The organism is Corynebacterium tuberculostearicum (genome assembly GCF_030229345.1).
Classification (GTDB): domain Bacteria; phylum Actinomycetota; class Actinomycetes; order Mycobacteriales; family Mycobacteriaceae; genus Corynebacterium; species Corynebacterium tuberculostearicum_G.
Map to the genome: position 1 here is coordinate 91,065 of NZ_JASPGP010000007.1, position 25,250 is coordinate 116,314.

General features: G+C 59.5%; 24 protein-coding genes and 1 tRNA gene. 12 read left to right on the forward strand and 13 right to left on the reverse strand.

Annotation, left to right across the window (positions count from 1 at the left end; all coding sequences use genetic code 11):
* Positions 1–536: 536 nt before the first annotated feature.
* Both QP884_RS06505 and QP884_RS06510 read left to right on the forward strand, forming a co-directional pair.
* Positions 537–971 (forward strand): hypothetical protein, encoded by a 435-nt coding sequence (locus QP884_RS06505; protein WP_284821381.1) that lies wholly within the window; start codon positions 537–539, stop codon positions 969–971.
* A gap of 3 nt (positions 972–974) precedes the next feature.
* Entirely contained in the window at positions 975–1,271 is a 297-nt protein-coding gene (locus QP884_RS06510) for a winged helix-turn-helix domain-containing protein (protein WP_284821383.1), read from the forward strand.
* Positions 1,272–1,645: 374 nt separating this feature from the next.
* On the opposite strand, the gene QP884_RS06515 is transcribed toward QP884_RS06510, so the two are convergent.
* A tRNA-Gly gene (locus QP884_RS06515) sits at positions 1,646–1,719 on the reverse strand.
* Positions 1,720–1,784: 65 nt separating this feature from the next.
* On the opposite strand from QP884_RS06515, the gene dcd reads away from it, so the two are divergent.
* Together dcd and QP884_RS06525 are read left to right on the forward strand one after the other, a co-directional pair.
* Positions 1,785–2,348 carry a dCTP deaminase gene (gene dcd / locus QP884_RS06520; protein WP_005329405.1) on the forward strand — a complete coding sequence of 188 codons (564 nt, stop codon included), beginning with the start codon at positions 1,785–1,787 and terminating at the stop codon, positions 2,346–2,348.
* 42 nt (positions 2,349–2,390) lie between these two features.
* Positions 2,391–3,713 (forward strand): UDP-glucose dehydrogenase family protein, encoded by a 1,323-nt coding sequence (locus QP884_RS06525; protein WP_284821385.1) that lies wholly within the window; start codon positions 2,391–2,393, stop codon positions 3,711–3,713.
* A 71-nt stretch (positions 3,714–3,784) separates the two neighbouring features.
* Here the strand turns inward: QP884_RS06525 and QP884_RS06530 are convergent, their stop codons facing one another.
* The 5 genes from QP884_RS06530 to QP884_RS06550 form a co-directional block, all read right to left on the reverse strand.
* On the reverse strand, positions 3,785–4,948 hold the full coding sequence (locus tag QP884_RS06530; protein WP_284821386.1) for a YibE/F family protein: 1,164 nt from the start codon (positions 4,946–4,948) through the stop codon (positions 3,785–3,787).
* 149 nt (positions 4,949–5,097) lie between these two features.
* The gene (locus QP884_RS06535) at positions 5,098–6,327 is read right to left on the reverse strand and encodes a pyridoxal phosphate-dependent aminotransferase (RefSeq protein ID WP_179387070.1); all 1,230 of its coding nucleotides are present in this window, start codon (positions 6,325–6,327) and stop codon (positions 5,098–5,100) included.
* A gap of 54 nt (positions 6,328–6,381) precedes the next feature.
* Positions 6,382–7,023, reverse strand: a complete 642-nt coding sequence (locus QP884_RS06540; RefSeq protein WP_284821395.1) for a DUF1707 SHOCT-like domain-containing protein — start codon at positions 7,021–7,023, stop codon at positions 6,382–6,384.
* Positions 7,024–7,080: 57 nt separating this feature from the next.
* The gene (locus QP884_RS06545; RefSeq protein ID WP_284821397.1) at positions 7,081–8,358 is read right to left on the reverse strand and encodes a cation:proton antiporter; all 1,278 of its coding nucleotides are present in this window, start codon (positions 8,356–8,358) and stop codon (positions 7,081–7,083) included.
* A 34-nt stretch (positions 8,359–8,392) separates the two neighbouring features.
* Positions 8,393–11,002, reverse strand: coding sequence for a (Fe-S)-binding protein (locus QP884_RS06550; protein WP_284821399.1), 2,610 nt, complete (start codon positions 11,000–11,002; stop codon positions 8,393–8,395).
* A gap of 250 nt (positions 11,003–11,252) precedes the next feature.
* Between QP884_RS06550 and QP884_RS06555 the strand changes: the two genes are divergently transcribed.
* From QP884_RS06555 to QP884_RS06565, 3 genes are read left to right on the forward strand one after another with little or no spacing between them, the layout of a single operon-like run.
* Entirely contained in the window at positions 11,253–11,831 is a 579-nt protein-coding gene (locus tag QP884_RS06555) for a DUF6230 family protein (RefSeq protein WP_284597874.1), read from the forward strand.
* A complete protein-coding gene (locus QP884_RS06560) occupies positions 11,821–12,288 on the forward strand; it encodes a DUF6114 domain-containing protein (protein ID WP_284821400.1) in 468 nt (155 codons plus the stop codon). The genes QP884_RS06555 and QP884_RS06560 overlap by 11 nt, the downstream gene beginning before the upstream one ends.
* A complete protein-coding gene (locus QP884_RS06565) occupies positions 12,285–12,878 on the forward strand; it encodes a hypothetical protein (RefSeq protein WP_284821402.1) in 594 nt (197 codons plus the stop codon). The genes QP884_RS06560 and QP884_RS06565 overlap by 4 nt, the downstream gene beginning before the upstream one ends.
* An 18-nt stretch (positions 12,879–12,896) precedes the next feature.
* Here the strand turns inward: QP884_RS06565 and QP884_RS06570 are convergent, their stop codons facing one another.
* The 3 genes from QP884_RS06570 to QP884_RS06580 all read right to left on the reverse strand — a co-directional run bounded on the left by QP884_RS06570 (position 12,897) and on the right by QP884_RS06580 (position 17,081).
* Positions 12,897–14,834: an ABC transporter ATP-binding protein gene (locus QP884_RS06570; RefSeq protein WP_284821403.1), complete on the reverse strand. Its 1,938-nt coding sequence runs from the start codon at positions 14,832–14,834 to the stop codon at positions 12,897–12,899.
* Positions 14,834–16,576 carry an ABC transporter ATP-binding protein gene (locus QP884_RS06575; RefSeq protein ID WP_284821405.1) on the reverse strand — a complete coding sequence of 581 codons (1,743 nt, stop codon included), beginning with the start codon at positions 16,574–16,576 and terminating at the stop codon, positions 14,834–14,836. Before QP884_RS06575 ends, QP884_RS06570 begins: the two co-directional genes overlap by 1 nt.
* An 85-nt stretch (positions 16,577–16,661) precedes the next feature.
* On the reverse strand, positions 16,662–17,081 hold the full coding sequence (locus QP884_RS06580) for a hypothetical protein (RefSeq protein ID WP_040425355.1): 420 nt from the start codon (positions 17,079–17,081) through the stop codon (positions 16,662–16,664).
* Positions 17,082–17,253: 172 nt separating this feature from the next.
* On the opposite strand from QP884_RS06580, the gene QP884_RS06585 reads away from it, so the two are divergent.
* From QP884_RS06585 to QP884_RS06595, 3 genes are read left to right on the forward strand one after another with little or no spacing between them, the layout of a single operon-like run.
* Positions 17,254–18,039 (forward strand): phosphoadenylyl-sulfate reductase, encoded by a 786-nt coding sequence (locus QP884_RS06585; RefSeq protein ID WP_284821408.1) that lies wholly within the window; start codon positions 17,254–17,256, stop codon positions 18,037–18,039.
* On the forward strand, positions 18,039–18,938 hold the full coding sequence (gene cysD / locus QP884_RS06590; protein ID WP_284821410.1) for a sulfate adenylyltransferase subunit CysD: 900 nt from the start codon (positions 18,039–18,041) through the stop codon (positions 18,936–18,938). The genes QP884_RS06585 and cysD overlap by 1 nt, the downstream gene beginning before the upstream one ends.
* Positions 18,938–20,221, forward strand: a complete 1,284-nt coding sequence (locus QP884_RS06595; RefSeq protein ID WP_284821412.1) for a sulfate adenylyltransferase subunit 1 — start codon at positions 18,938–18,940, stop codon at positions 20,219–20,221. The genes cysD and QP884_RS06595 overlap by 1 nt, the downstream gene beginning before the upstream one ends.
* On the opposite strand, the gene QP884_RS06600 is transcribed toward QP884_RS06595, so the two are convergent.
* The 4 genes from QP884_RS06600 to QP884_RS06615 all read right to left on the reverse strand — a co-directional run bounded on the left by QP884_RS06600 (position 20,218) and on the right by QP884_RS06615 (position 23,221).
* Complete coding sequence (locus QP884_RS06600; protein ID WP_284821413.1) at positions 20,218–20,406, reverse strand: hypothetical protein; 189 nt, start codon at positions 20,404–20,406, stop codon at positions 20,218–20,220. The genes QP884_RS06595 and QP884_RS06600 overlap by 4 nt on opposite strands.
* A gap of 198 nt (positions 20,407–20,604) precedes the next feature.
* A complete protein-coding gene (locus tag QP884_RS06605; protein WP_239282906.1) occupies positions 20,605–21,093 on the reverse strand; it encodes an LppP/LprE family lipoprotein in 489 nt (162 codons plus the stop codon).
* A gap of 229 nt (positions 21,094–21,322) precedes the next feature.
* Positions 21,323–22,048, reverse strand: coding sequence for a hypothetical protein (locus QP884_RS06610; protein ID WP_239282905.1), 726 nt, complete (start codon positions 22,046–22,048; stop codon positions 21,323–21,325).
* Positions 22,049–22,129: 81 nt separating this feature from the next.
* Complete coding sequence (locus tag QP884_RS06615) at positions 22,130–23,221, reverse strand: hypothetical protein (protein WP_239282904.1); 1,092 nt, start codon at positions 23,219–23,221, stop codon at positions 22,130–22,132.
* A gap of 402 nt (positions 23,222–23,623) precedes the next feature.
* Here QP884_RS06615 and QP884_RS06620 point away from each other — a divergent pair, with 402 nt between their 5' ends.
* Both QP884_RS06620 and QP884_RS06625 read left to right on the forward strand, forming a co-directional pair.
* Positions 23,624–24,607, forward strand: coding sequence for a hypothetical protein (locus QP884_RS06620; protein WP_284821417.1), 984 nt, complete (start codon positions 23,624–23,626; stop codon positions 24,605–24,607).
* Positions 24,608–24,630: 23 nt separating this feature from the next.
* Positions 24,631–25,221, forward strand: coding sequence for a nucleosidase (locus tag QP884_RS06625; protein ID WP_049378987.1), 591 nt, complete (start codon positions 24,631–24,633; stop codon positions 25,219–25,221).
* The last annotated feature ends 29 nt before the right edge of the window (positions 25,222–25,250 follow it).

Consider the following 25,250-nt stretch of genomic DNA (forward strand, 5'->3'; position numbering starts at 1 on the left):
GTGAATATGCTCTGGCGTTTGGTGATTGCATCACCGGCGGGCCTGAAACTTGGTTCTATGAACCCGACCAGCCCTTCTACCTTTCGGATTCAACAAGGGAAGCGTGTGTGAAGATCGAGATTTCCGCTCCTAGCGGGTGGAAAATATGGGATCCGCTTCCGCCCCGGGGCAATGGCTACAAGAAACAGAAATCTTAACAATCTGCTTTATGGGCAGATGGTGAGATTTATTCCCCCTAGCGTTTTACAAAAGGCTAGAGGGAATTTTTCTATACCCACCCATGAAAGTTCGTCCATGTCAGGCCATGACAAAGCTCCTAGGCTTTCACCGTAAGCCTAGGGACTCTACCGCATTGGAAAGGTAGTGCTTGTTCTCTGTGTAACCCACCAAAGCCAAGGGATGTCATGGCAGGCAAATCTATACATAGCAGCAGTCCCCAACTCTGTAACTGGAGAATATTGACAATGGCCCATTCGGAATGTACTTTCTACGGTGGAAAGTACATTCCACTTGTTCACACACGAGAGAAGAGTCCCATGACCCCATCGCCGAATGAAGCACGCGAGATGATTGCCCGCGCCGACACGTTGTCCCGAAACGTCGCCCGATTCCCCTTGAGCTGGGTCGGTTACTCCATGCTCTGCGCTACCGGACCGCTTTACCTCCTGTCTGCCTACCTCTCCGGACCCACCCTCCCGGCCGCTATCTGGGTCGTTATCAGTGCCTGGTTTATTGTCGGCGGGATTTTATCAGTGGCCCTTGGGGCATTCTCACGCCCTGTTCCGAAGGGTTTCGGTATGCGGTGGATCGTCATGATTATTCTCTGGTCTGCCGCATGGATATTCTCCATCGCTGGGCCAGACATCACCACCAGCACCCAACTCGTTGTACAAAGTCTGATCTATCTCGCTCTCGCTGCGAGCGGCCCCCTCTGGGAGCTTGTCACCCTACGTAACCGGAGGATGAAATAAGACATGTCGCATCCCCGACACGATCTCGATCCCGTACTGGCTAACCCCCTGCGCTTTTCCCTCCTTGCCTCTTTATCTAACGTTGTCGACATGACCTTCAAGGAACTGCGCGACCACCTCGCCACCACCGATTCCACCATGTCGAAGCACTCCACGGCCTTGGAAGAGGCAGGCTATATCCACATCAAAAAGGGGTTCGTGGGAAAGACTCCACAAACTCGGTTATCTATCACCAAAACCGGGGAGCAGGCTCTTACCCACCACCTCGACACGCTTAATCGCATCGCCCAAGGGGGTTAAGCACGGCTCCATAAGACATCCTCACGGTTTAGACTGCGGGGACTGTTTCCTTTCAGCGGTTGGACCGAAGATCGCCCACAAGCGAGCCGGCGTCTACACCCAAAGCACCCACGAAAGCGACGATGTTGGCCGGGACAGCATTGCGTTTCCCGCGTTAGACGGAGCTGACATAGGTGCGGTGCAATCCTTCCTGAAGAAGGTCACTTTTGCCAGCCACCTCCTCGATACCTATCAAAGGCCCTACTGGAAACAAGAAGACCCGCCCCAAGCCACAAAATAAAAGAAACCGGCACCCCAGAACAAAAAGCAACTGAGATGCCGGTTTGTCAACGATGTCGCGACTCATCTGTCAAACATGTCGCGACTCATGACAATGGAGCCGACGACGGGAATCGAACCCGCGCCAGCAGCTTGGGAAGCTGCAGTTCTACCATTAAACTACGTCGGCACTGCGCGCTTGCACGCTCCGGCCTACTATACACCGCGGCCTTCGGCATGAGTAGAATTGGGGCCGTGCTTCTTTCAGATCGTGATATCCGTGCCGCCATTGACGCCGAAGAACTGGGCATCGAGCCCTTCGACAGCGAACTTATCCAGCCCTCGTCCGTAGATGTGCGCCTGGATAAGTATTTCCGAGTCTTCAATAACTCGCGGTACACGCATATTGACCCCAAAGAGGAAATGCCGGACCTCACCACCTTGGTGGAGGTAGAAGAAGATCAGTCCTTCATCCTGCACCCAGGCGAGTTCGTGCTCGGCGCCACGCTGGAAAAATTCACCCTGCCGGCAGACTTGGCCGGTCGCTTGGAGGGCAAGTCTTCCCTCGGCCGCCTGGGATTGTTGACCCACTCCACCGCAGGCTTCATTGATCCTGGTTTTTCCGGCCACATCACGCTCGAGCTTTCTAATACCGCCAACCTGCCCATCGCCCTGTGGCCGGGCATGAAGGTGGGTCAGCTGGCTATCTTTAAGATGACTTCACCAGCGGAAAGCCCATATGGCACCGGCTCGCTGGGCTCGAAGTACCAGGGTCAGCGCGGCCCGACGCCATCGAAGTCTTACCTGAATTTCCGATAGGCTTAAACCGGCATTCACATAGAGCCTCTAATATGGGGCTTTATGCGTATGACTGTAATCGGCACCGGATACTTGGGTGCAACCCATGCTGCCTGCATGGCCGAGCTCGGCCATGAAGTGCTAGGCGTGGACGTAGATGACAATAAAGTTTCCGCTCTTAAATCGGGCAAGGTTCCGTTCTTTGAACCGGGCCTGCCGGAGGTGCTCGAGCGCAATATCGAGGCCGGCCGCCTCGACTTCAGCACGGACTATGAAGAAGCAGCCGCGTTCGGCAACCTGCACTTTTTGGGCGTAGGCACTCCGCAACGCCGCGGTTCCTATGCGGCGGATATGACCTACGTGAAAGCCGTCATTACGGACCTGGTGCCCAAGCTCAAGGGTGATCACATCATCTTTGGTAAGTCCACCGTTCCGGTGGGAACCGCGGCGGAGCTTCAGGAGTTGGCCAATGAGCTTGCCCCAGAAGGCACCACCGTGGAAATCGCGTGGAACCCGGAGTTCCTGCGTGAGGGCTACGCCGTTAAGGACACCATCACCCCAGACCGCATCGTTCTCGGTGTGCGCGAGGGCGAAAGCCGTGCCGAAGAGGTAGCCCGCGAGGTTTATGCTCAGCCGCTATCGCAGGACACCCCATTCATCGTGACGGATTGGCAGACCGCCGAGCTGGTCAAGGTCTCCGCTAATGCGTTCCTGGCCACCAAGATTTCCTTTATCAACGCCGTTTCTGAGATCTGCGAGATTGCAGGCGCGGACGTTACCGCTCTTGCCGACGCCATTGGGCTCGACGAGCGCATCGGCCGCAAGTTCCTTGGCGCCGGCCTCGGCTTTGGTGGCGGTTGCCTGCCCAAGGACATTCGCGCCTTCATGGCCCGCGCCGGCGAGCTTGGCGCCGACCAGGCACTGACCTTCCTGCGCGAGGTGGACGCTATCAATATGCGCCGCCGTGACCGCGTGGTGGACCTAGCCAAGGAAGCCTTCAATGGCTCCCTGCTTGGCCACCGCGTGACCGTATTGGGCTGTGCGTTTAAGCCGAATTCCGATGACGTGCGCGATTCGCCCGCCCTTGCCGTAGCTGGTTCCCTGTCCTTGGCTGGCGCGGCAGTAACCGTCTATGACCCAGAAGGTATGGACAATGCCAAGAAGGTATTCCCCACCTTGGATTACGCCGCAGACACTGACGATGCCCTGCGCGAAGCTGAGCTAGTTATTCTGGCAACCGAGTGGAAGCAGTTCAAGGAATTGGATCCGCAGCAAGCGGGCCAGCTCGTGGACAATAAGCACATTATCGATGGCCGCAATGTGCTGCCTGTTGCAGACTGGCAACAGGCGGGCTGGAAGGTCGATGCCTTGGGGCGCACCCTCTAGGTCCTCTACATCTGAGATACAAAGGCTGAGCAGCGTGATTATTGCGCTGCTCAGCCTTCTGCATAAGGGCCCTAAACTTGTGCGCGCTGTGGCACTGTGAAAGCTGCAATGGCTGTAGTGATGGGAACCGCGAGGGTCAATGCTATCGCACCTACTCCGGAACGCAGCAGCTCCGTTGCGACGAGATCGCTGCTTAAAATCTGGCCTGCGGGGCGCTCCGCTGCGGTGATCAGCATGAGCAGTGGCAAGGTCGCACCGGTATAGGTCAGAATTAGCGTATAAACCATTGAGGCAATATGGTCGCGGCCCACCTTCATTGCGGAGAGGAAAAGCTGTGCAGGGCGGGCATCAGGGTCCGCTCCGTGGAGTTCGGTAATGGTGGATGCTTGGGCCACGGCGGCGTCGGCAAGGCTGCCCAAGGCACCGACCACAAAACCGCATAAGAGCACGCCCACGATGGACACGTTGGGCATATAAAGAAGTAGCTTCAGGTTGTCCTCGGAACTATAGCCTTGTAGCTGCGAACTATCGATAGCGGCCCACGCTAACGCTGCTGCAAGAATGAGAGCGATAAGGGAGCCGCCCACCGCCGATGCCGATTTCCAATTCAGTCCATGGACGAGAGGAACGGCGAACAGAATGATGGCGGAACAGGCAACAAGGGCGGACCAGAGGGGGTTATGGGCGTCGATAAGAGCGGGGACGAGGAACGCAAAGATCACGCCTAGGCTGAGCGTCAAGCCGATAAGGGCGCGCACGCCATGCCAGGCCGCAAAAGCGATAATGACGACGGCCACGATAACTGCCCACAGAGCTAGGCTTCTGGTGCGCTGATAATCAGCAAAAGCATAGGACGCAGCGCCGGAAGGGTCATCTGCTTTGGAAAGAACAATCTTGTCGCCCGGTTTAAGCTGCGGATCGCCGGCATTGCCGTAGGTGACCAATTGGGTCATGCGACCTTCGTCCTCGCCGGAGGTGATATTGACCAGGGCACGGTCGCACTGCACTTCCTCAGTCCCAGGAATAAGTGGCGGTGTATCGAAGGCCTGCCCAGTAAGTTCCGATTGGCAAGCCGAGTGGTCTGTCGTATCGACCGTGCCCTCGACCTGTGGGTGGTTGAGGGCATAGGTTTGCCGAAAATCGGTGGAGGTGTGCTCGGAGGCTGGACTCTGAGGCCACAGCAATGCCATGCCCGCAATGGTGGCAATAAGCGCTGTGACGAGCACGCCGAGCAAAGTTAATCGCCATGGATGCTGAGTTATCGAAGTAGAGAGCCGACCCCATGAACTAGGGGTCGGCTGAGGCTTAGGTGCCGCAGAATGTCTTCCCATGCACTATATTGTTATGGAATATCAATATCATTAGCAACTGGTGGGGGAGAAAGCTACTGCTTATAGCTCACCAGGAAGTTGCCAAGGCGCTCGATGGCGTTTTCGATCTGGGATGCCCACGGCAGCGTGACTACGCGGAAGTGATCTGGGTTCGGCCAGTTGAAGCCGGTGCCTTGCACCATGAGGATCTTTTCCGCCTTCAAAATATCCAGCATGAGCTTGGCATCATCATGAATCTCATACACGTTCGGATCCAAGCGCGGGAAGAGGTAGAGCGAGCCCATGGGTTTTACCGCAGAAACGCCCGGAATCTCATTGAGCTTCTCGTAGGCGATATTGCGCTGGCGCAACAGGCGCCCGCCGGTACCGGTGAGCTCGTAGATGGACTGCCGGCCGCCTAGCGCCACCTGGATAGCGTGCTGTGCCGGTACGTTCGGGCACAGGCGTGTTCCGGCTAGGAGCTCCAGTCCCTCGATGAAGCCACGGGCGTGGTGCTTAGGGCCGGTGAGCACCATCCAACCAGCGCGGTAACCACACACGCGGTAAGCCTTGGACAAGCCATTAAAAGTGATGGTGAGCAGGTCTGGGGCGAGCGAAGCAATGGAGATGTGCTGCGCGCCGTCGTAAAGAATGCGGTCATAGATCTCATCGGCCAAGATGAGCAGGTTATGCTCGCGGGCGATGTTGACAATCTTCTGCAAAACTTCGCGCGAGTAGACAGCACCCGTAGGGTTATTCGGGTTGATGACCACAATGGCCTTGGTCTTATCCGTGATCTTGGACTCGATGTCCTCGATCGATGGGTTCCAGTCGTCCTCCTCATCGCACAGGTAGTGCACTGGGGTGCCGCCTGCCAGGGAAGTAGCTGCCGTCCACAGTGGATAGTCCGGCGCCGGGATGAGAACCTCATCGCCATTATTGAGCAGCGCCTGGGTGGTCATGCTGATGAGCTCGGAGACGCCATTGCCCAAGAAGACATCGTTGATATCAAAGGGTGGGAAATCTTCAAGCTCGTAGCGGGTAACAATGGACCGACGAGCAGAAATGATTCCCTTGGAGGTGGAATAGCCCTGGGAAGTAGGCAGGGCAGCGATCATATCGCGCATGATGACATCGGGAGCCTCGAAGCCAAAGACGGCTGGGTTACCGGTGTTGAGTTTCAAGATGGTGTGCCCATCGAGCTCCATGCGTTCCGCTTCCGCAGAGACCTCGCCGCGAATGTCATACGCGACGCCCTTGAGCTTGTCGGACTGGTCAAAGATGCGGTGTTTCGGAGAAGTCATGGGAATATTGTGCCACGATCACAGCCACACAAAACGCTTTAACAGCGGCAATGACTATTTTTTATTCCACTCGCTGAACTTGCGCTTGGCCAGATCCATAGCCTGTCCGGTAATTTCGCCGGCTTGCATGCGGCGATCGGCCCACATCTTTTCTTCGATCATTTTTTGCTGTGCGCGCTCATGCGCCGTGAGCGCGCGAATCTCGCGCAATTGCTCCTTTTCAATTTGGCGCACGGATGGGGCGTGCCACGAGGATGGGCCCACCTTGGCAACGTAGAGCAGAATCCACAGGATAGGGATGAGTGCGGCTGCTACCGCGCCTCCCAGCAAAAGCCATGGGCTGCTTAAGGTCGCGCTCATCACGATAAGCGTTGGGCTGGCAACGGCAAGCAGCACCGAGCCGGAAAGTGCGGTCGCAAACTTTGGCTTCTTGCCCGCATTATGGGCGCGCGTGACCTCACCGCGGGAATAGACCTTGACCTCGTGGGAACCACGCGCCGGAATGTCTTGGAAGACGGGCACGAGGTCTTGGTGGGTGTGGGCACGCATGACATCGTCCGAGCGATCCTCGAACTCTTCCATGGTTAACCGGCCTTCACCCACGGCGCGGGCGAGGTCATTGATGGCATCGTTGCGCTCGGAATCGGACAGGCGCATCGTCCGATTGATAGGGGAAGAACCAAAGTTATTACTCACGCTTCCCAGTTTAGGAAATTTCCTCCCTGCTAGGGACGTGCTCTTAGCGAACGCTGCCTATAGGTCCTTGGTCTCAGCGGTAGAGTTCGCCTCGTCCTTCTTTTCGGGCTGCTTCTTGCCGCCCACCAGGCTGGCGAGGAATGGGAAGAGGGCGACGGTAAGTGCGCCGCCGGAAACAAAGATGGAAGCATTTTCGGGTTCCATAATCTTCGAGTTCACCGCCAAGGTGGTCACCGCCACGATGATCGGCAGACCGGTGGCGGAATACAAGCCCACTTGGAGGCGCTCGCGGAAGGTTTCAATATCGGATCCGGTATGCGCTACATTTTCGCGCAGGAAGACCGGCAGACCACGCGTCACCAGAATAAGGGCTGGAATGCCCAGCACCTTCCACGGATTATTGGCGATGGTATCCCAGCTAATGCTCATGCCAGAGACCACAAAGAAGACCGGGATAAGCATCGAATAAAACACCACATCGAGGCGGTGCTCCAGGCGGCGGTGGAATTCATCCGGGATGATGCGGTTCAAAATAATGCCAGCGGCAAAGGCGCCGAGCACGATATCGAGTTCAAAGACCGCCGTAACCGCCATGAGGATGGCCAGAATCAGGATGATAAGACGCAAGATCGTCTGGTTGGTGGAGCCCGCACCGGAGATAAAGGCGGTCTTCACCCAAGGGATGGCCGAGGCGATGGCCGCTGGCATGACGGCGACGGCAACGGCGATGATGATGAAGAACAACAAAATGATCATCGTCGTCAGCGTGGAACGAGTACCCAGCAACAGCGCCATAGCGGTAATGGGGGCGACCTCACCAATGGCACCGTGAATCATCACGGAGTTGCCCACCTTCGTGCCCAGAATGCGGTCCTGTTTCAGCATCGGCGTGAGCGTGCCCAACGCCGTTGATGTCAGCGCCAAGGCGACGACGATGGCACCTGGCACGTTATCCACCAAGAAATAGGCGCCTACGCCACAGGCGAGGGCACAGATGATCCAGGTAGATAGGGCCGTGCCGGCTTCTTTGGTCTTGAGGGTAGAGATTTGAATCTCAAAGCCCGCGAGGAGGAACAGCGCGCCCACGCCGAGCTCCTTGAGCATTTCGATGCCTTCGTCCTCGGCCGCGAGGTCGAGTACGGAAGGGCCAATAATCATGCCGAAAATCAGCAAGAGGGCCACCGACGGCAGGCGGTAGCCCAACATATAAGAGACCAGCGGCGCGAGTAGAGCCGCGGCCATAATCCAGGCGAAAGAGACGAGGGAATTTGTATTTTCGGTTGCGCCTGCCGCCAGCAGCAGGGCATCGGTGGGGAGTCCCGCATTAAAATGCATGGACTACAGCGTACGCACCAATGCCCCTGCGTGCCTACTCAGATTCAGGTGGCTTTGGCACGCTTTCCGACGCCGGTGGTCCCGGAGCCGCCGGCGGTGCTGGCGGGGTTGGTGCGGCTGGCGGCTCAGCCTTTGGCGGCGTGGGCGCAGCAGGAGCCTGTGGCGGTTTCGGGGCTGCGGGCGGCGTCGGCGCCGCCGGTGCTGCCGGAGCTGCAGGCGCGCTTGGCGGGGTCGGCGCGGCTGGTGCCTTTGGTGCAGGTGCTGCTGGAGCACTTGGAGGGGTGGGTGCACTCGGTGCCGCGGGAGCAGCTGGTGCCGCCGGTGCTTGGGGAGCTTGTGGCGCGGCTGGTGCCTTGGGCGCAGGTGCTGCTGGAGCACTTGGAGGGGTGGGTGCACTCGGTGCCGCGGGAGCCTTCGGCGCTTGAGGAGCCTGCGGTGTAGTCGGCGCTGCGGGTGCGGCCGGTGCGGCCGGTGCGGCCGGAGGTGGTGCCGATTCGGTCGGGGTGTGGGTGGCGGAAGTGGGGGCGTCGGCAAGCGGGGCGTCAGTGGTGCCCGCGGACTTCTGGTTGCGAACCGGGGTAGCAAGGAACGCCTTGGGATGGGGCTCAGGGAGGGTGCCGGACTCGTCGAGGGAGATGGAATTGCGCAGCATCACCGCCACGTCATTGACCTTGGTGGTGGGCGTGGAATCCTGCGCCAAGGACTTCACGCCGCCGGTCATCATGACATTACAGAAGGGGCAGCCGGTGGCGATTTCTTCCGCGCCGGTCTCTAGAGCCTGCTCGGTGCGGAAGTCATTGATGCGGGTGCCGAGCTTTTCCTCCATGAACATGCGGGCGCCGCCGGCGCCACAGCAGAAGGCCTCGTCGCGGTTCTTGTCCATCTCGCGCAGCTCCACGCCGGTGGCCTCGAGCAGCTCGCGCGGAGGATCGAAGACCTTATTGTGGCGGCCGAGGAAGCACGGATCGTGGTAGGTAATCGGCTTGCGGTTTTCCGGCGTGCGTGGCACCGGCTTGAGCAAGCCCTCGCGGACCAGCCGGTTGAGCAGCTGGGTGTGGTGGAAGACGTCGAAGTGCCCGTCAAAGTCCGGGTACTCATTGCGGATGGTATTAAAGCAGTGCGGGCAGGTGGTGATGATCTTGCGCTGGCCCTCCGGGACGCCGTCAAAGGCATTGTTGAGGGTCTCTACGTTTTGCTGCGCCATCATCTGGAAAAGGAACTCGTTGCCGGCGCGGCGGGCAGGATCACCCGTACAGGTCTCACCCGTGGAGAGCACGCCAAACTTCACGCCCGCGGTATGCAGCAGGTCCACTACAGCACGAGTTGTACGGCGGCCATCGTCATCATAAGCGCCAGCGCAGCCCACCCAGAGCAGGTATTCCATATCGGAGAAGTCGGCTTCGTCTTCACCGATGATGGGGACGTCGATGCCATCGGCGCGGGCCTCATCAATCCAGGCGCGGCGTTCAGAGTTATTCCGGCCCCACGGATTGCCCTTGTTTTCCATATTCTTGAACAAGCCGGTGAGCTCGGACGGGAAGTCCGATTCCGCAAGCACCTTGAAGCGGCGCAGGTCCGCGATGTGGTCGATGTGCTCAATATCGGTAGGACACTGATCCACGCACGCACCGCAGTTGGTACAAGACCACAGCACGTCATCATCGATAACGCCGGCCATGGACAGCACATCCAGGCCCTCGTGCGGGTTGTAGTTATCCAGTGCGCCCTGACGCAGGTCCATCATGACCTTTTTGGGACTCAGCGGCTTTTCGGTATTCCACGCCGGGCATAGCTCTTGGCAGCGGCCGCACTCGGTACACGAGGTGGAATCCAGCAGCATCTTCCAGCTGCCCGGGGTGATGTCTTCTTCTAAGTCCGGGGTAGGCAGGGATTGTAGGGCCTTTTCCCCGGTGGCATTGCGCTGGAAGAAGATATTGAAAAAGCTGGTGAAGCGGTGCCACATCACACCCCACTGGAAATTGCGGGAAATAAAGACGATAAACAGCATGCCGGACAGCAGCTTGAACAGGGCGAAGAAGCTCACCAATGCTGGGGATGCAGGGAAGAGCTTGGCTAGGTGGACGCTCAAGAAATCCGCCCAGGCGGAGCCGCCGCCGTAGGTGGCGATCTTGGTGGACTTCACCAGGATCATGCCGAGTCCCTCAGAAAAGACAATGAACTCTACCCAGCGCGCCGAGGCGGTCTGGGAGTTGAAGAAGCGGCTGCCGCGCTCAGTATCGCCGAGTTTGAGGCGCACGCCGATAAGGAAGCCAATACCGAGGACCGTCGCGATGCCCAAGACTTCCTCGACGAAGTGGTAAACCGGCCAGTGGCTGAGCCACGGCCAGCCCTTATCCGGCGCGAAGGTTTGGATATAGGCTTCAAACCACACCAAAATGCCAAAGAGGAAGCCCACCATTACTAGCCAGTGGGCGGCATTGACCAGCGGTTTACCCTTGAAGTGGGAATGGCCAAAGACCTCCGCAATAACGCGCCATAAGCGCTTTCCTAGGCTATCGGTGCGCTTGAGCTGGGTGGGTCCGCCCGAGCGGATGAACTTAAAGAGGGCCCATACGCGGGTGAAAAAGTACAGCCACACCGGAATCGATGCGGCTATAGCTATCCAACCGAACACGGTGGTCATGCGTGCTCCTTTATTACTGATGCTCCACGTTGTTATCTACCTTAAAGCCTAGGGGTGGAAATCCCAGAGTCTGCATTCAGTGCGGTATCGCAGCGGGGTGGGCTGTACACTGTCAAGATGAGAAACTCGGTCGCCATATTCTCCTAAACGTGCTGTGCACGGCGGCGGAGTGCCACCAGGGTTGGAAGCCGCAGCGCGGCCGAACCCGCCAAGAAGAGGACCTAGACCGCCGCAGAAAGGGCAAACCGCCATGGGCAAAATCAATATCACCAAGGCCGCGGTGGCCTTGACCGCAGGCCTCGCCGCCTTTGGCGTTACTGGGTTCGCCGTGGCGCAGGGCGGCTTGACCGCGAACCTGGCTCTTTCCGGTAGCTTCTTTAAAATCACCATGGGGCACTTGGATGGAGAGGGCTTTTCTCTTTTTGTTGACGATGATCAAAAGGCCGAAGAGCACCTTCCCGTCGCCCGCATCAAGCTGGACCATGCCAAAGTCTCTGATCTCTGCCTTTCCGTGACGGTTCCCAAGGTGCCCGGCGTTGGTGGGGAGGCCACCCTAGCGCTGAAGGCTGAGGGTGAGGGCAGCGTGGAGTCCGATAGCCTGCTGGTCGGCGCGACCGACGTGGATGGTTCCTTGGTCATGCAGGATGTCAACGTGGGCATCGATGCGAATCAGCTGAGCGATACCGCGGATCCTGGCGCGTGGGGCCTGTATTCCAAGCAGGTCTCCCTCAAGGCGGACGATGTGAAGGCCACCTCAGTGGGTGCACAGCGCCTTTCTGCCAAGAACGTCGGAGTAACTGTGCGGAGGGGTTCGGATAATGGCTGCTGAGTCGACCGCGGAAGACACGCAGACCCTCCCGGTGGCGGAGGCAGCGGGCGAGGAAGAATCTAAGCCCGGGGCGTGGCAGCGCTTCCGCCGCTGGCGCAGCGGCCGGCCCTTCTTTCCGGGACTGTTGCTCATCCTTTCCGGCATTATTATCGCCGCGCCGGCCTATATCACCATCCGCATCTCTGACCTTTTGGTCATGATTTCCACCATCTCTGGCGTATCTACGCTGCTTATCGGAGTCTTGCTAGCCATGTTCGGCCTTGGCGCGTGGTTCCAGCCAGCAACCTCGAATTATGTCGGTGTGCTGGGAATCATCGTGGCCATTATCGCCTTGCCGACGTCCAATTTGGGCGGCTTCATCATCGGCTCCCTGCTCGGCATCATTGGCGGGGCCTTTACCTTTGCGTGGCAGCCGGGGGAGAAAAAGCGCCGCACCAAGGAAGCAGCAGAGCAATGACGAGGGCGATGCCGCGGGCGGCGCGTAGCTGCTTGGCCGTACTCACCTGTGCCCTGGTGGTGGGCGGTGCGAGCGGTTCCGAACGGGTTAATGCGCAAGATGCCCCGGCGGTTCCGTACTTCAGTACCGTCTTCGCGGATACGGTGACGCTGACGAAGAATGTCACCGTGTCCTTGGACACTTTCCCCACCGCCAGCGGTGATGTGCGGGTTCTAGAGTTGAAGGGCGAAAACCTCGACATCGACAACCTCGCCATCACGCTGCCTGGCCGCTATGGCGATGGCATGTTAACCACGGGCGGGGATACCACCGAGGTGCGCGGCGGACCGGTGACCATTATGGCTACCGAGCTTAAGGCCACCCCGGCGGTGGGGAAGGTTTCTGCACCCCGGGCGGAAATCGATTTAAGCCGCGACGATATCAATGCCGTGTTGGGCAAACTTGGTGTTCCAGAGCCGCACCCCGTCCCCGATGCGGAGGTGCCCGATGTAATCATGGACCATCTCGAGTTGCGCGATGTCACCCTTGAGCTGGTGAACCTCAAGGGTGCTCACTTCAACGCGCCGACCGTGACGGTAGGGCTGGAGTAGCTCACCGCCGGGGAAGTTCTACCCTTGAGCGAACTGGGACTGATGCAGGCGCCAGTATGCGCCTTGGGCTGCAAGGAGATCGTCGTGCGAGCCCTGTTCCACGATGGTGCCGTTTTCCATGACGAGGATGAGGTCAGCATCGCGAATGGTCGACAAGCGGTGGGCAATGACGAAGGAGGTGCGGTCGGCGCGCAGCGCGTTCATCGCCTCCTGGACGAGGACCTCGGTACGGGTATCGACCGAAGAGGTGGCCTCATCGAGGATGAGCAGCGCCGGCTGGGCCAAGAACGCGCGGGCAATGGTGATGAGCTGGCGCTCGCCGGCGGAGATAGCACCGCCGTCTTGGTCGATGATGGTGTCGTAGCCATCGGGCAGCGCGTGAACGAAGCGGTCCACATAGGTTGCCTTTGCCGCAGCGATGACCTCTTCATCCGTGGCGTCCAAGCGGCCGTAGCGGATGTTTTCCATGATCGAGCCCTTGAAGAGCACGGCGTCCTGGAGCACCATGCCCACCTGGGAACGCAGGGTATGGCGCGGCATACAGGCGATATCGTGCCCATCAATGAGAATCTGACCGCCATCGAGCTCATAGAAGCGCATGAGCAGGTTGACCAGGGTGGTCTTGCCGGCACCGGTGGGGCCGACAATGGCCGCGGTCTGGCCGGGCTCCACGCGCAGGTTGAGGCCGGTGATGAGCTCCTTATCCTCCGCGTAGGAGAAGTCAACGTCCTGGAACTCCACGAGCCCTTGGGCGCGGCCGGGAAGGTCCTCGTCGGTGGTGTCGGGGGCTTGCTCTTCGGCGTCGAGAAGCTCAAAGACGCGCTCGGCCGAGGCCACGCCGGACTGTACCTGCTGCATCATGCCGCCGAGCTGGCCGAGCGGCTGGTTGAACTCGCGGGAGTACTGGATAAATGCGGTGGCAGCGCCCAAAGTCATGTGTCCATTGGCCACGCGCAGACCGCCCAGGACCGCAATGGCCACATAGGACAGGTAGGACAGGAACTGCATGATGGGCATCATGATGCCGGACAGGAACTGAGCCTTAGCTGCGGAGTGGTAGAGCTCCTCGTTGCGCTTGTCGAATTCCTCCGTCATGGCCTCGGTGCGACCAAAGACGATGGCTAGGTCGTGGCCGGAGAAGGATTCTTCTACCTGGCCGTTCAGCTGACCGGTGGAGCGCCATTGCGTTTTGAACTGGCGCTGCGAGCGGCTGCCGATGACACCAATGACCAAGCCGGTAAGCGGCAGGGAAAGCAGGGCCACCAGAGCGAGTTGCCAGGAGACGCTGAACATCATGATGGTGATGCCAATGACCAGCAGCGCGTCATAAAACAGCTGCGATAGCGCCTGCTGCAGGGCCTGTTGCACGTTGTCGATGTCATTGGTGGTACGCGAAAGGATATCGCCGCGCTGCTGGGAATCAAAGTAGTTGAGAGGCAGCGCATTAATCTTCGCCTCCACGCGCTCGCGCAGGTCAAACACGATATCCATGCTTAACTTGTTGAGGATGGCTCCCTGCCACCACTGGAAGCCAGAGGAGACGATGTACATTGCGATCACCGTGATGATGAGCGTGCCCAGGTGGTTAAAATCGATGCCTTCACCGGGGACGAAGTCCATCGCGGAGGCCATATCCGCAAAGCGGTCCTGGCCCTCAGCGCGCATGCCCGCAATGGCTTGCTCGGCGGAAATATTGGAGGGCAGGTTGCGCGAAATGACGCCGGCAAAGATGACGTCCATGGCCTTGCCCATAATCTTCGGGGCTACCACGGCCAAGAAGATGCAGACGATATTCATCGCCGCGACGGCCCACAGGTGGCGCTTGAAGGGAGCAAGCAGGGAGAAAAGGCGTTTGGTGGAGGGCCAGAAATTCTTGGCCTGGCGGGGTGCGGAGCCGTCCATGGGATCAAAACCGGCATCCGTGGATTCGGCGGTAGAAGTGGTGTTTTCAGCCATTAGTTTTCGCCTCCTGCAACACCGGCGGTTTCTTGGGAATCAACGATTTCTTGGTAGACCGCGCAGCGGCCCAGGAGCTCCTCGTGGGTGCCGCGGTCAACGATGCGGCCGGCATCCAGCACCAGGATTTGGTCTGCATCGCGGATAGACGCCACGCGCTGGGCGACGATAATGCTGGTCACCGGCTGCTCGCGTTCGGCAAAGGAGGCGTGCATTGCGGCGCGCACCTTGGCATCGGTGGCCACGTCCAGAGCGGAGAAAGAATCATCGAAGAGATAGATCAGCGGGCGGGCAACAAGCATGCGCGCGATGGATAGGCGCTGGCGCTGGCCACCGGAGACGTTGGTGCCGCCCTGTGCGATGGGCATGTCCAGGTCTTCTACGAAGTCCGCCTGGGCCACGCGCAGCGCCTCCCAGAGCTCGTCATCGGTGGCCTCGGGGCGGCCCAAGCGCAGGTTGGAGGCTACAGTGCCGCTAAATAGGTAAGCCTGTTGGGGAACGAGGGAGACGCGCTGGACGATGTCCTGGCGGGCCAGGGAGGTGGTAGGGGTGGCGTCGATAAGCACCTGGCCCTCCGTCGGCACGTACAGGCGTGGGATGAGGGAAACCAGGGTGGTCTTGCCCGAGCCCGTCGAACCGATGATGGCGGTAGTGGTGCCGGGCTGGGCGGTAAAGGAAATGTCTTCTAGCACCGGCGCATCCGCACCGGCATAAGAAAAGCCCACGTTGCGAAATTCCACCGTGCCCGCGCAGGCCTCCGGAGAGGTGGTGGAGCTGGGTGGGGTAATGGAGGGCTTGTGCTGGAGCACCTCGGTGATGCGGCGGGCACAGATAATGGCGCGCGGCAGCATCATCGCCATGAAGGTACCCATCATCACCGCCGCCAGAATCTGCAGCAGGTACTGCAGGAATGCGGTCAGCGAGCCGACGTTGACCAAGCCCTCATCCACGCGGTGTCCGCCGAACCACAGGACCGCGCCCGTGGCCACGTTGAGGATCACCGTAATGAGCGGGAACATCACCACGAAAAGCCGGCCGATGTTCAAGGACAGGCGGGTGATGGTTTGATTTTCCTCGGTAAAGCGCTCGGATTCATAGGCCTCGCGCACGAAGGCACGCACCACGCGGATGCCGGTGATCTGCTCGCGCAGGGTGCCATTGATGGAATCCAGTCTGTCCTGCATGGATCGAAAGAGCGGCATGAGGCGGGAAATGATAACGGAGATGGTACCGAGCAACACCGCTACGGACACCCACACCAGCCAGGACAAGCCTGCGTCTTCGCGCACGGCCATGATGATGCCGCCGATGGACATGATGGGTGCGGTCACCATGAAGTTCAGCATCATCATGTAAACCATCTGCACCTGCTGGACATCATTGGTGCCGCGGGTAATGAGCGTAGGCGTGCCAAAGCGGCTCATGTCCTCAGTGGACAGGGAATTAACGTGGCGGAAGACCTCGCCACGAAGATCCCGGCCGACACCCATGGCGGTGCGGCTGCCGCACCAAACTGCGCCAACAGCGGTGATGACTTGGGCAAACGCGACGGCCAGCATGATGCCGCCGGTGCGCCAGATGAAGTCCACATCGCCCTGAGACACACCTTCATCGATGATCTTGGCATTAAGCGATGGAAGGTACAGCGTGGCGGCCGTAGATAAGGCCTGCAGGACAAGCACCGCGATGAAATACGGCGTATACGGCGCCGACCGTGTAACGAGAATGCGAACCAGATCCATGGACTCGCGCCCCTTTCCTTGCCGTGGCTGGGTAGCCGTGCAAGTTTATACCGGTGGTGGGTGGGGCGCTAGTCGATGAATGCTGCTAAATCCCCACGTGAGCCAGCTGCGCGCGGGTGATGACGCTGCGCCAGTCTTCAAAATCCTGCAGTGGGGCGCATAGGCCTTCCCACGTGGTGACGGCCACGCCGCGGGCCTTGAGTTCCAAAACGAGGAGCTCGCGGTCGCCAGAGGCGGCCAGGCGGTGGATTTCGTTATGCGTGATATCGCCGTCTGGTCCTACCCGCACGTTGCCGATAAGGCGCAAGCGGGGAGTGGTGCCGGGGCCGCAGTGGGAGCCCGTGACGGCGTCGCCCAGCACGCCCGCCAAGCCCGCAAAGCGGCGGAGTAGACCGAATGGTGCGGTGCACTGGGTAATGAGGTCCACACACATGCCAGCGCTGATAAGCTTCTCGGCGGTGGATAGGGCTGCCGGGCCCTCCCCGATGATGGCTATACGCTGCATGAAAGTGCCTCCTTGTGCAGGGCGCGGACGCCCGCAATAGACTGTCTTGTCTGTAAATCTAGTCCGCTTGGTACGGATTGGAAACTTTTTATTCGCACCTCCCGCCAAGCTCAGCGGCTTTTCGCCCACAATCCGCTGCGCCGCCTCGGGGTTTTGCCTAATGTGTGACGGCATGAACCCAACGACGAACCTGCTGGACGGTGGCAAGAACTACCGCGACCCCAGCATCTCCCCGGAAGGCACGCGCGATACCGCGCCGCTGGACGCCGAGGTAGCCGCGCGCAACCAGCAATTGGTGGACCAGTGGGCGGATAAGCTTTATGACGCCTCAGCGGAAACCATTACCGAATGGGCCGCCGAGCACGCCCCCGGCCGCCTGGCCGTGACCATGTCCATGGAGAACACGGTCCTGGCCGAGCTCGCCCACCGCGCCGGGCTCGATGCAGACCTGCTTTTCATCGATACTGGCTGGCACTTCCAGGAAACACTGCAGGTAGCCGACGAGGTAGAAAAGCGCTACCCGGACCTGCCCCTAGTGCGGGTGCTGCCTCTGCTCAGCCCAGAGGAACAAGACGAGATATACGGCCCGCGCCTCTACGCCCGCGATACCGCGGCCTATAACCGCATGCGCAAGGTCGAGCCGCTGAACATGGCCATGGACCCTTATGCCGGCTGGGTCACCGGCCTGCGCCGCGCCGATTCCGAGCACCGCGCCACCGCTCCGGCGCTGAGCCTCGACCGCACCGGCCGGTTGAAGATCTCGCCCATCATCACCTGGGATCTAGACGATACGGACCGCTACATCGAGGACAACGACCTCATCATCCACCCACTCACCCTGCAGGGATACCGCTCCATCGGCTGCGCCCCGCTGACCTTCCCGGTTGGTGAAGGCGACGATGCCCGGTCCGGGCGCGTATTTGCAGACGGCAAGACAGAATGCGGGTTACACGAATAATGAGCACACTTTCCCCACACTTAAAAGACCTAGAAAACGAGTCCATCCACATCCTGCGCGAGGTGGCCGGGCAGTTCGACAAGGTAGGCATCCTCTTTTCTGGCGGCAAGGACTCCGTCGTTGTCTTCGAGCTAGCCCGCCGCGCCTTCGCCCCGGCCACGGTGCCGTTTGAGCTGCTCCACGTCGATACCGGCCACAACTTCCCTGAGGTCATCGATTTCCGCGACCGCCTCGTGGAAGAATCCGGCGCTCGCCTCCACGTCGCCCGCGTCCAGGACTGGATCGACCGCGGCGACCTGCAAGAGCGTCCCGATGGCACCCGCAACCCGCTGCAGTCCGTGCCGCTGGTGGAGACCATCGCCGGGCGCGAGTATGACGCCGTATGCGGTGGCGCCCGCCGCGATGAGGAGCGCGCCCGCGCCAAGGAGCGCATCTTCTCCATCCGCGATTCCTTCGGCGGGTGGGATCCCCGCCGCCAGCGCCCCGAGCTGTGGGATCTGTACAACGGCGGCAAGATGGCCGGCGAAAACGTCCGCGTCTTCCCCATCTCCAACTGGACCGAGTCCGATATCTGGGAATACATCGGCGCCCGCGAACTGGAGCTGCCCTCCATCTACTACTCGCATAAGCGCGAGGTATTCAAGCGCAATGGCATGTGGCTAGCACCTGGCGAATGGGGCGGCCCGGCCGAAGGCGAGGAGCTGGAAACCCGCACCGTGCGCTACCGCACCGTGGGCGATATGTCCTGCACCGGCGCCGTGGAATCTACCGCTTCGACCCCGGACGAGGTGCTCGCGGAGATCTCCATTTCCACCCTTTCCGAGCGCGGCGCCACCCGCGCCGATGACAAACTTTCCGAGTCCGCCATGGAGGACCGCAAGAAGGAAGGCTACTTCTGATGACCACGACTCTCACGCCGAATGTTGGCGCCCTCAAGCAGCGCGATACCCTGCGCCTGTGCACTGCCGGCTCCGTTGATGACGGCAAGTCCACCTTCGTCGGCCGCCTGCTCTATGACACCAAGTCCGTGCTCGCGGACCAGGTCGAATCCATGGAGCGCACCTCCACCGACCGCGGCTTCGACGGCATGGACCTTTCCCTGCTTGTTGACGGCCTGCGTGCCGAGCGCGAGCAGGGCATTACCATCGACGTGGCCTACCGCTACTTCGCCACGGATAAGCGCACCTTCATCCTCGCCGATACCCCCGGCCACGTGCAGTACACCCGCAATACGGTCACGGGCATGTCCACCTCTCAGGTGGTGGTGCTTCTTATCGACGCCCGCCATGGCGTTGTCGAGCAAACCCGCCGCCACCTCAACGTGGCCGCCCTCCTCGGCGTGCGCCACGTGGTCCTCGCGGTGAACAAGATCGACCTGGTGGACTACGACGAGCAGGTCTTCCGCGATATCGAGTCCGAGTTCAACCAGATCGCCACCCGCCTGGGGATTACCGATACCACCGTGGTACCGATTTCCGCGCTCAAGGGCGATAACGTGGTCGAGCGCTCCACCACTATGCCGTGGTACACCGGCCCGACCGTCCTCGAGGTTCTCGAGACCGTCCCCGTGGCCACCGGCCGCGCCGATGAGCTGGACTTCCGTTTCCCCATCCAGTACGTCATCCGCGAGCACGCCTCCGATTACCGCGGCTACGCCGGCCGCGTGAAGGCGGGTTCCATCTCCGTGGGCGACGAGGTCCGCCTCCCTGAAGGCCGTACCAGCACCATTACCCAGATTGACACTGCTGACGGTCCGGCCGACTCCGCTGCTACCGGCGACTCCGTGACGCTCCTACTTGCCGACGACGTCGATCTCGCCCGCGGCGATCTCCTCGCCGGCCCCCAGCGCCCCGCGTCCACCCGCGAATTCGACGCCACCGTTGTGGGCCTGACCGAAAAGGAGATTAAGCCCGGCCAGATGCTCAAGCTGCGCTACGGCTCTTCCCTGGTTAAGGCCCGCGTCGCCGCCGTCACCCGCACCCTGGATCTTGATGGCGTTTCCGATGTGGAAGATCCCGAGTCCGTCGCCATGAACGACATCGCCCACATCACCATCCAGACCCAGGCCGAACTCCCCGTCGAGGACTATGCCGCCCGCGGCGCGGTGGGCAACTTCCTGCTCATCGATCAATCCTCCGGCAACACCCTTGCCGCCGGCTTCGTAGGCCACCGCCTGCGCTAGTCATCCTTTGCGCCGCTGCTGCTTCTCTCACCGCGCATCATTATGGTGCCCGTGATGCCGAGCAGCAGCGGCGTGGAGATACCGAACACCGTAGGCCCTACTACGGTCAAGTTCACGATCAGCAGGACAACCGCCGCCACCAGTGCGAAAGCCCCGAACTTCTGCTGAAACGTCTTCTCGCTCATTCCTATCTCTCTTTCGGCTACGTTTCGGCCACGATAATTGCTCCCTGACTCCCCATGAAGGCTCAGAATGTGGCCACTTCTGGGCTTCCGTGCACCTTGAAGCCCCACCGCCGCTTGGCGTCACGCAGCGCGCAAAACAAGCACGTTTCGCCGCCAAACTGGTGACATTTTAGCGAAACGTGCTTGTTTTACATCGACCTACTGCATCGGCGGAACGTCGCCGGACATGATGACCTTCTGCTGGCCTTCATCCCACCGGAAGCCTGCATTGGTCGTACCCGAGCGGTTGGCATTGCCTTCGCCCTCGCGTGGCCAGTGATAGGTCACCGCTATTTCGGAATCGTTGACGCGTTCAACCGTGGGAGCGAAGCCGTAGGGCTTTGCTGTTGCAGTACCTAAGTATTCACCGTGGTTAAAGAGCATGATGTGGAAGGGTGAAGAACTTGTCCCTCCCTCAATAATCAGGGTTTCCCACGATAGGGAAGCGCATGGGTCGTAGCCGGAGGAATCGAAAAGCTCCCAACCGATGGTGCCCCACGGCGCAACTTGGGAAACGCCGTCTTGGAACGCTGTCTGTGCGCTGTGCGTACCGCAGGTTTGGTCGGCTCCGCTAGCAGAAGAATTCTCGTCACCTAGTTGGGACGCCTGGCTGTCCTCTTCCTCATCCATCACTACGTTGGGTGGCACTGGCCTGGAAGTAGTTTTTCCTTCTGGTATAGGTCCTTTCGTCGAGGTTTCCTGCTCTACATCGTCTCCTTGTTCTGGTGAAGCGGACCTCGAAGCAGTCTCATAGTGAAGTTTTTGACCAGCAGTGTCAGTGGAATTTTCGTCACAGCCAGCCAGAGCGAAAGACGTGATTGCCAGGCCCATTGCTGCTCCGATAGCCAGTACTTGGCCATGGAAAGGGCTATGCGAGCTAGGCATTCTCAATTGCCCGGCGTCCTATAGTCTTGCGAATCGACCAGACGAACTCCCAGAGAATCAGCATGAGCGGGGTGGCTACGAGAGTTTTGATCAGGGAGGCGCTGAAATCTGCGGTCTTGGACTCAAGCTCCGAGGAATCAAAGATAAGGCCCATGGCGGTGGTGTCACTAGCTTCGCCGGCAAGGGACAAGCCGCGGATTCCGGCAATGAGCCACATGAGGAGCAGGATGCCCCATAGCACGCACCACATGATGGATTGGCAGCGTTGGCGGTCTGGTTCGACGGGGAATGTTACATTACTAAAATCAACAGTGACTTGTTTATTGGCCACGTTGAAGCTTGAACCGCTGCTGAGTTGCCGATTTGTTGCCTGTGGCTTCCAGTCTTGCTGTGGTTGCGCCGAGTGCTGAGGGGTGTATTCCGGCGCCGGGGTATAGGAGGCAAGATTTTCTTGCGGCGCGGTTTCGGACGGAAGGGCGGCGATGTAGCGGATGCGTGCGATATCTACTTCCGGCCCAGTGGTATTAGCCAAGTCGTTATCGTATTGCTTGCGCCGGTTGTCTGCGGAAAAGATTTGTCGCGCAGTGCTCAGTTCGTCGCGCGCTGCGGCGTCCCCGGGATCGACTTGGGTGAGCTTGTTGTCGATCTCTTCGATAAGATCGGCGGAATCGGCCGAAGCATCGAGGGAGAGAGAATCGTAGAGGTTGTAGTGGGACACAGAGAGTTCCTTTCTGGTGTTAGAGCAGAGTCGTAGGGAGAAGAGAGTAATAGGGAAGGGGGGATTTACATGGAGAGGGGATTAGCAGGGGTCGGAGAAGTCCGCATCGTTATTTAGTGAACGAGCATTGCCACCGTATTGCGCTTTTAGCTCGCACACTTTCTCCACGCTATGGCCTGCGTCGAAGTAGACGGCGTAGACGTCATTGCCGTCTACTTGGCCGCGAAGAGAGCTGCAGGCTTTTCCGCTCATTGTGTGTGAACCCGGATACTTACCCTGGACGCGAGAAAGCTCAGGATGGGGGTCACTGCCTAGGGGGACCATAACGGATTCCGCGATGAGAATGTATCGGCCGTCGCAGCGGGGGCCGGCGCTGTCGTCCGGCATTTCGTCAATAGATTTTGCGCTAGCGCCAGCTTCATCTTTTGCTGCAGATTCCGCACTGGGTTTGTCATTGGCGTCGCACAACAAAACCTTATCGAGCAAGGGGAGCGGGGCACCGGCGTCTTCAAGTTTTGACCGGTCGTAGCATCCCATATGCGACGGCCACGACGTTCCATCTGTTTCGTATCGGTGCCAGGCATTGTCGGTCCAATAGAACAAGGATTGGGCCGAGGTTCCGTACTCACCAGCAAAAAGCCAGGAGTCATCGCAGTACATCTTTACCGGAGCACGCAAATCGCTGAGTTTGTCATCTGCGTATTCATTACACTTTTCGTACTTGGTCAGTTCTTGTGATTTAGCGCTATTTTTTCTCTCTGGGGAATCTTTTGCCTCGTCTTTTTTGGACTTGTCCTCATCTTTGTCGGACTCGGATCCCTTCCCAGGGTGGGAGGTATCTTTAGCCTCGGAGCTAGCAGCCAATGCAGGTTCATTTGGGTCATCGGCATCATTTGAATCGTTCCTATTGACCAGTGCCCAAGTTAAACCGCCAACCAGAGCGAGAACCGCTAGCACAGCGATGACTAGGAACACGATGCGTTTACCTTTTCCGGAGGACTTAGGGTCGTCAAAGTCCTTACCTGTAGGTGATGCTGCAGAAGTCGAGGTTGTAGGGGAATTAGGTGAGTGCGTGCCCCAAGCTTGTTCCTCGCGTGGCATGGGGCGCATGCGTTGAGTAGAAGGATCCGTGGAGGGCTGATCCGGCTGGCCCCAGGCATTGTTGTTGTTCAAAGGCTGAACTCCTTCATAAGCAATTCAAGAGCGGAATACGAGAGAGATTGGATAATCTAAAGATTAATCCGTGTCATACTATAGACATACGACTTGCAGAAATGCTTTCAAATAGAACGTCAATACAGGCATTCGGCTTTATTCAAGTTATCTGCACGTAAAGCGAATGGTATAAGTGTGACATCTGTTTGACTAAGAGATTAGGCTAAAAGGGGAAAATGCCGCCAAGATTGTCAGATATGAGGGCCTAGCAACCGGTGAAAGGGCTGTGTCTTAGTGCGAGAGCTTGAACGCACGCGGAATTTTGGCGAGCGGGAAGAGCGAAACGGCGCTTCTATGTCCGGCTTAATCCCAAGCGTGACCGAAATTTGAATCCCCTATGAGGGGGAGAAAGGAGCACTCGTGACACTGGATCGCAATTTGAATGCGTCCGAATTGCACGCGACCCGTAACCGGGTAAGCGTGTCCCCGGATCTCATCCGCCGTTTGGGCGGTGCGCTGGGATATGACGCAATCGAGGCTTTTGGCCCTGAGGCGCAGACGGAGTTGAGCAAGGTCTTTGACCTGGGGGACATCATCGATCTGATGCTGCTTAGCCAGTTGCCGGAGATGGAGGTCGCGCCGGGAGTGGAACAACAGGTGGAGGGGGACGTCGCTAAGCAGCTGCTGCGGCGCATCAGCGCGGGTGATTATCTGACGCGCGAGCAGGTGCACGACCGCCTGCCGCGGGCGACGGTGATGCTGTACCGCATGGGACATCCGCGCCTGTGGGCCTTCGCCGCCCGCCAGCGCCTGCCCCGGGACGCGGAAAGAGCCGTGCCGGATTCCTTCCACCGTGATATCACCGGCCCGTACACCACTCCGGAGGAAGCGTGGCTGGGCATGTACGTGGCCGATGCCACGCGGCTCGGGGAGCTAAGCACCCAGGTAGATGGTGCCGGGTTGGACGAAGACAGGCAGCAGCGCCTGCGTCTGGGCATGAGCTTGGCCGATACATACCGCCAAGTGTGGAGCTCCGCGCGCGGCCATTGGCGCGTCAGCCCCCAGACGCGCTATATCGTGCCTTCGCGTTTAGGCTATTGCCCCTTTGTCTTCCGCGTGGCCGAGGGCGGGTGGCGCCGCGATGCCTTCGAGGGGAGCCACGATCGCTTTATGGCCACTGAAGGCTATTGGATTGATGTGGAGCGCGAGCGGCTCATTCACCTCGGCGCGCCAGACCCGCATGATGCTTGGCTGCCTACGGCGCGGGTCGCGGCCGAAGCACCGGCGGAGGAAGACCTGGCCGTCGCCCGGGTGCTCAGCGGGAAAATCATTGCCCTTGGTGCCGGCCAGAAAAACATTACGATTCGCCTGCGCCAGAAGAACCGCACATTGAACTTTGACTAGGGCGGGCAGGTATTCTCACAGGCATGGAGAATCTCAACGGACGCCCCCTTTTCGTCGCCGCTGTGGATGCGGAAGCCGCCCACATTCCGGAAGGCGAACCCCTGCTCATTACCGGAATCGGTACGGTTCCGGCGGCCATTGCACTGACGGAAGCTCTTGCCGACGCCCGCGCTAACGGCGCCCTTCCCGATCGTGTGGTCAACATTGGCACGGCCGGCGCGCTTGTCGACGGCATGGCTGGCGTCTTCGAAGTAGACAAGGTCACCAAACACGACTTCAAGCTAGAAGTGCTTACCGATATCAACCGCTACCTGCTGCCAGAGGCTATCGAGCTCGAGACCTCGGGCCGCCTGCCGGTGCGCGGACTGGCCACGGGCGACATGTTTGTCTCCGATACCGCCCTGCGCACCGAGCTGGCCAAGAAATCGCAGCTGTGCGACATGGAAGGCTATTCCATCGCCGCAGTATGCCAGCGCTTCGATGTGCCCTGCACCCTGCTTAAGCAGGTGTCCGATTCCGCCAATGAGGAGTCCAAGGGCACCTGGGCCAACGTCCTTGACCGCGGTGCGCGCCAGCTCGCCTCGGCCGCTACGGACCTAGGCTTTCTGCGCTAAAAACTAAAAGCGCGCCGGGGGAGGACCGG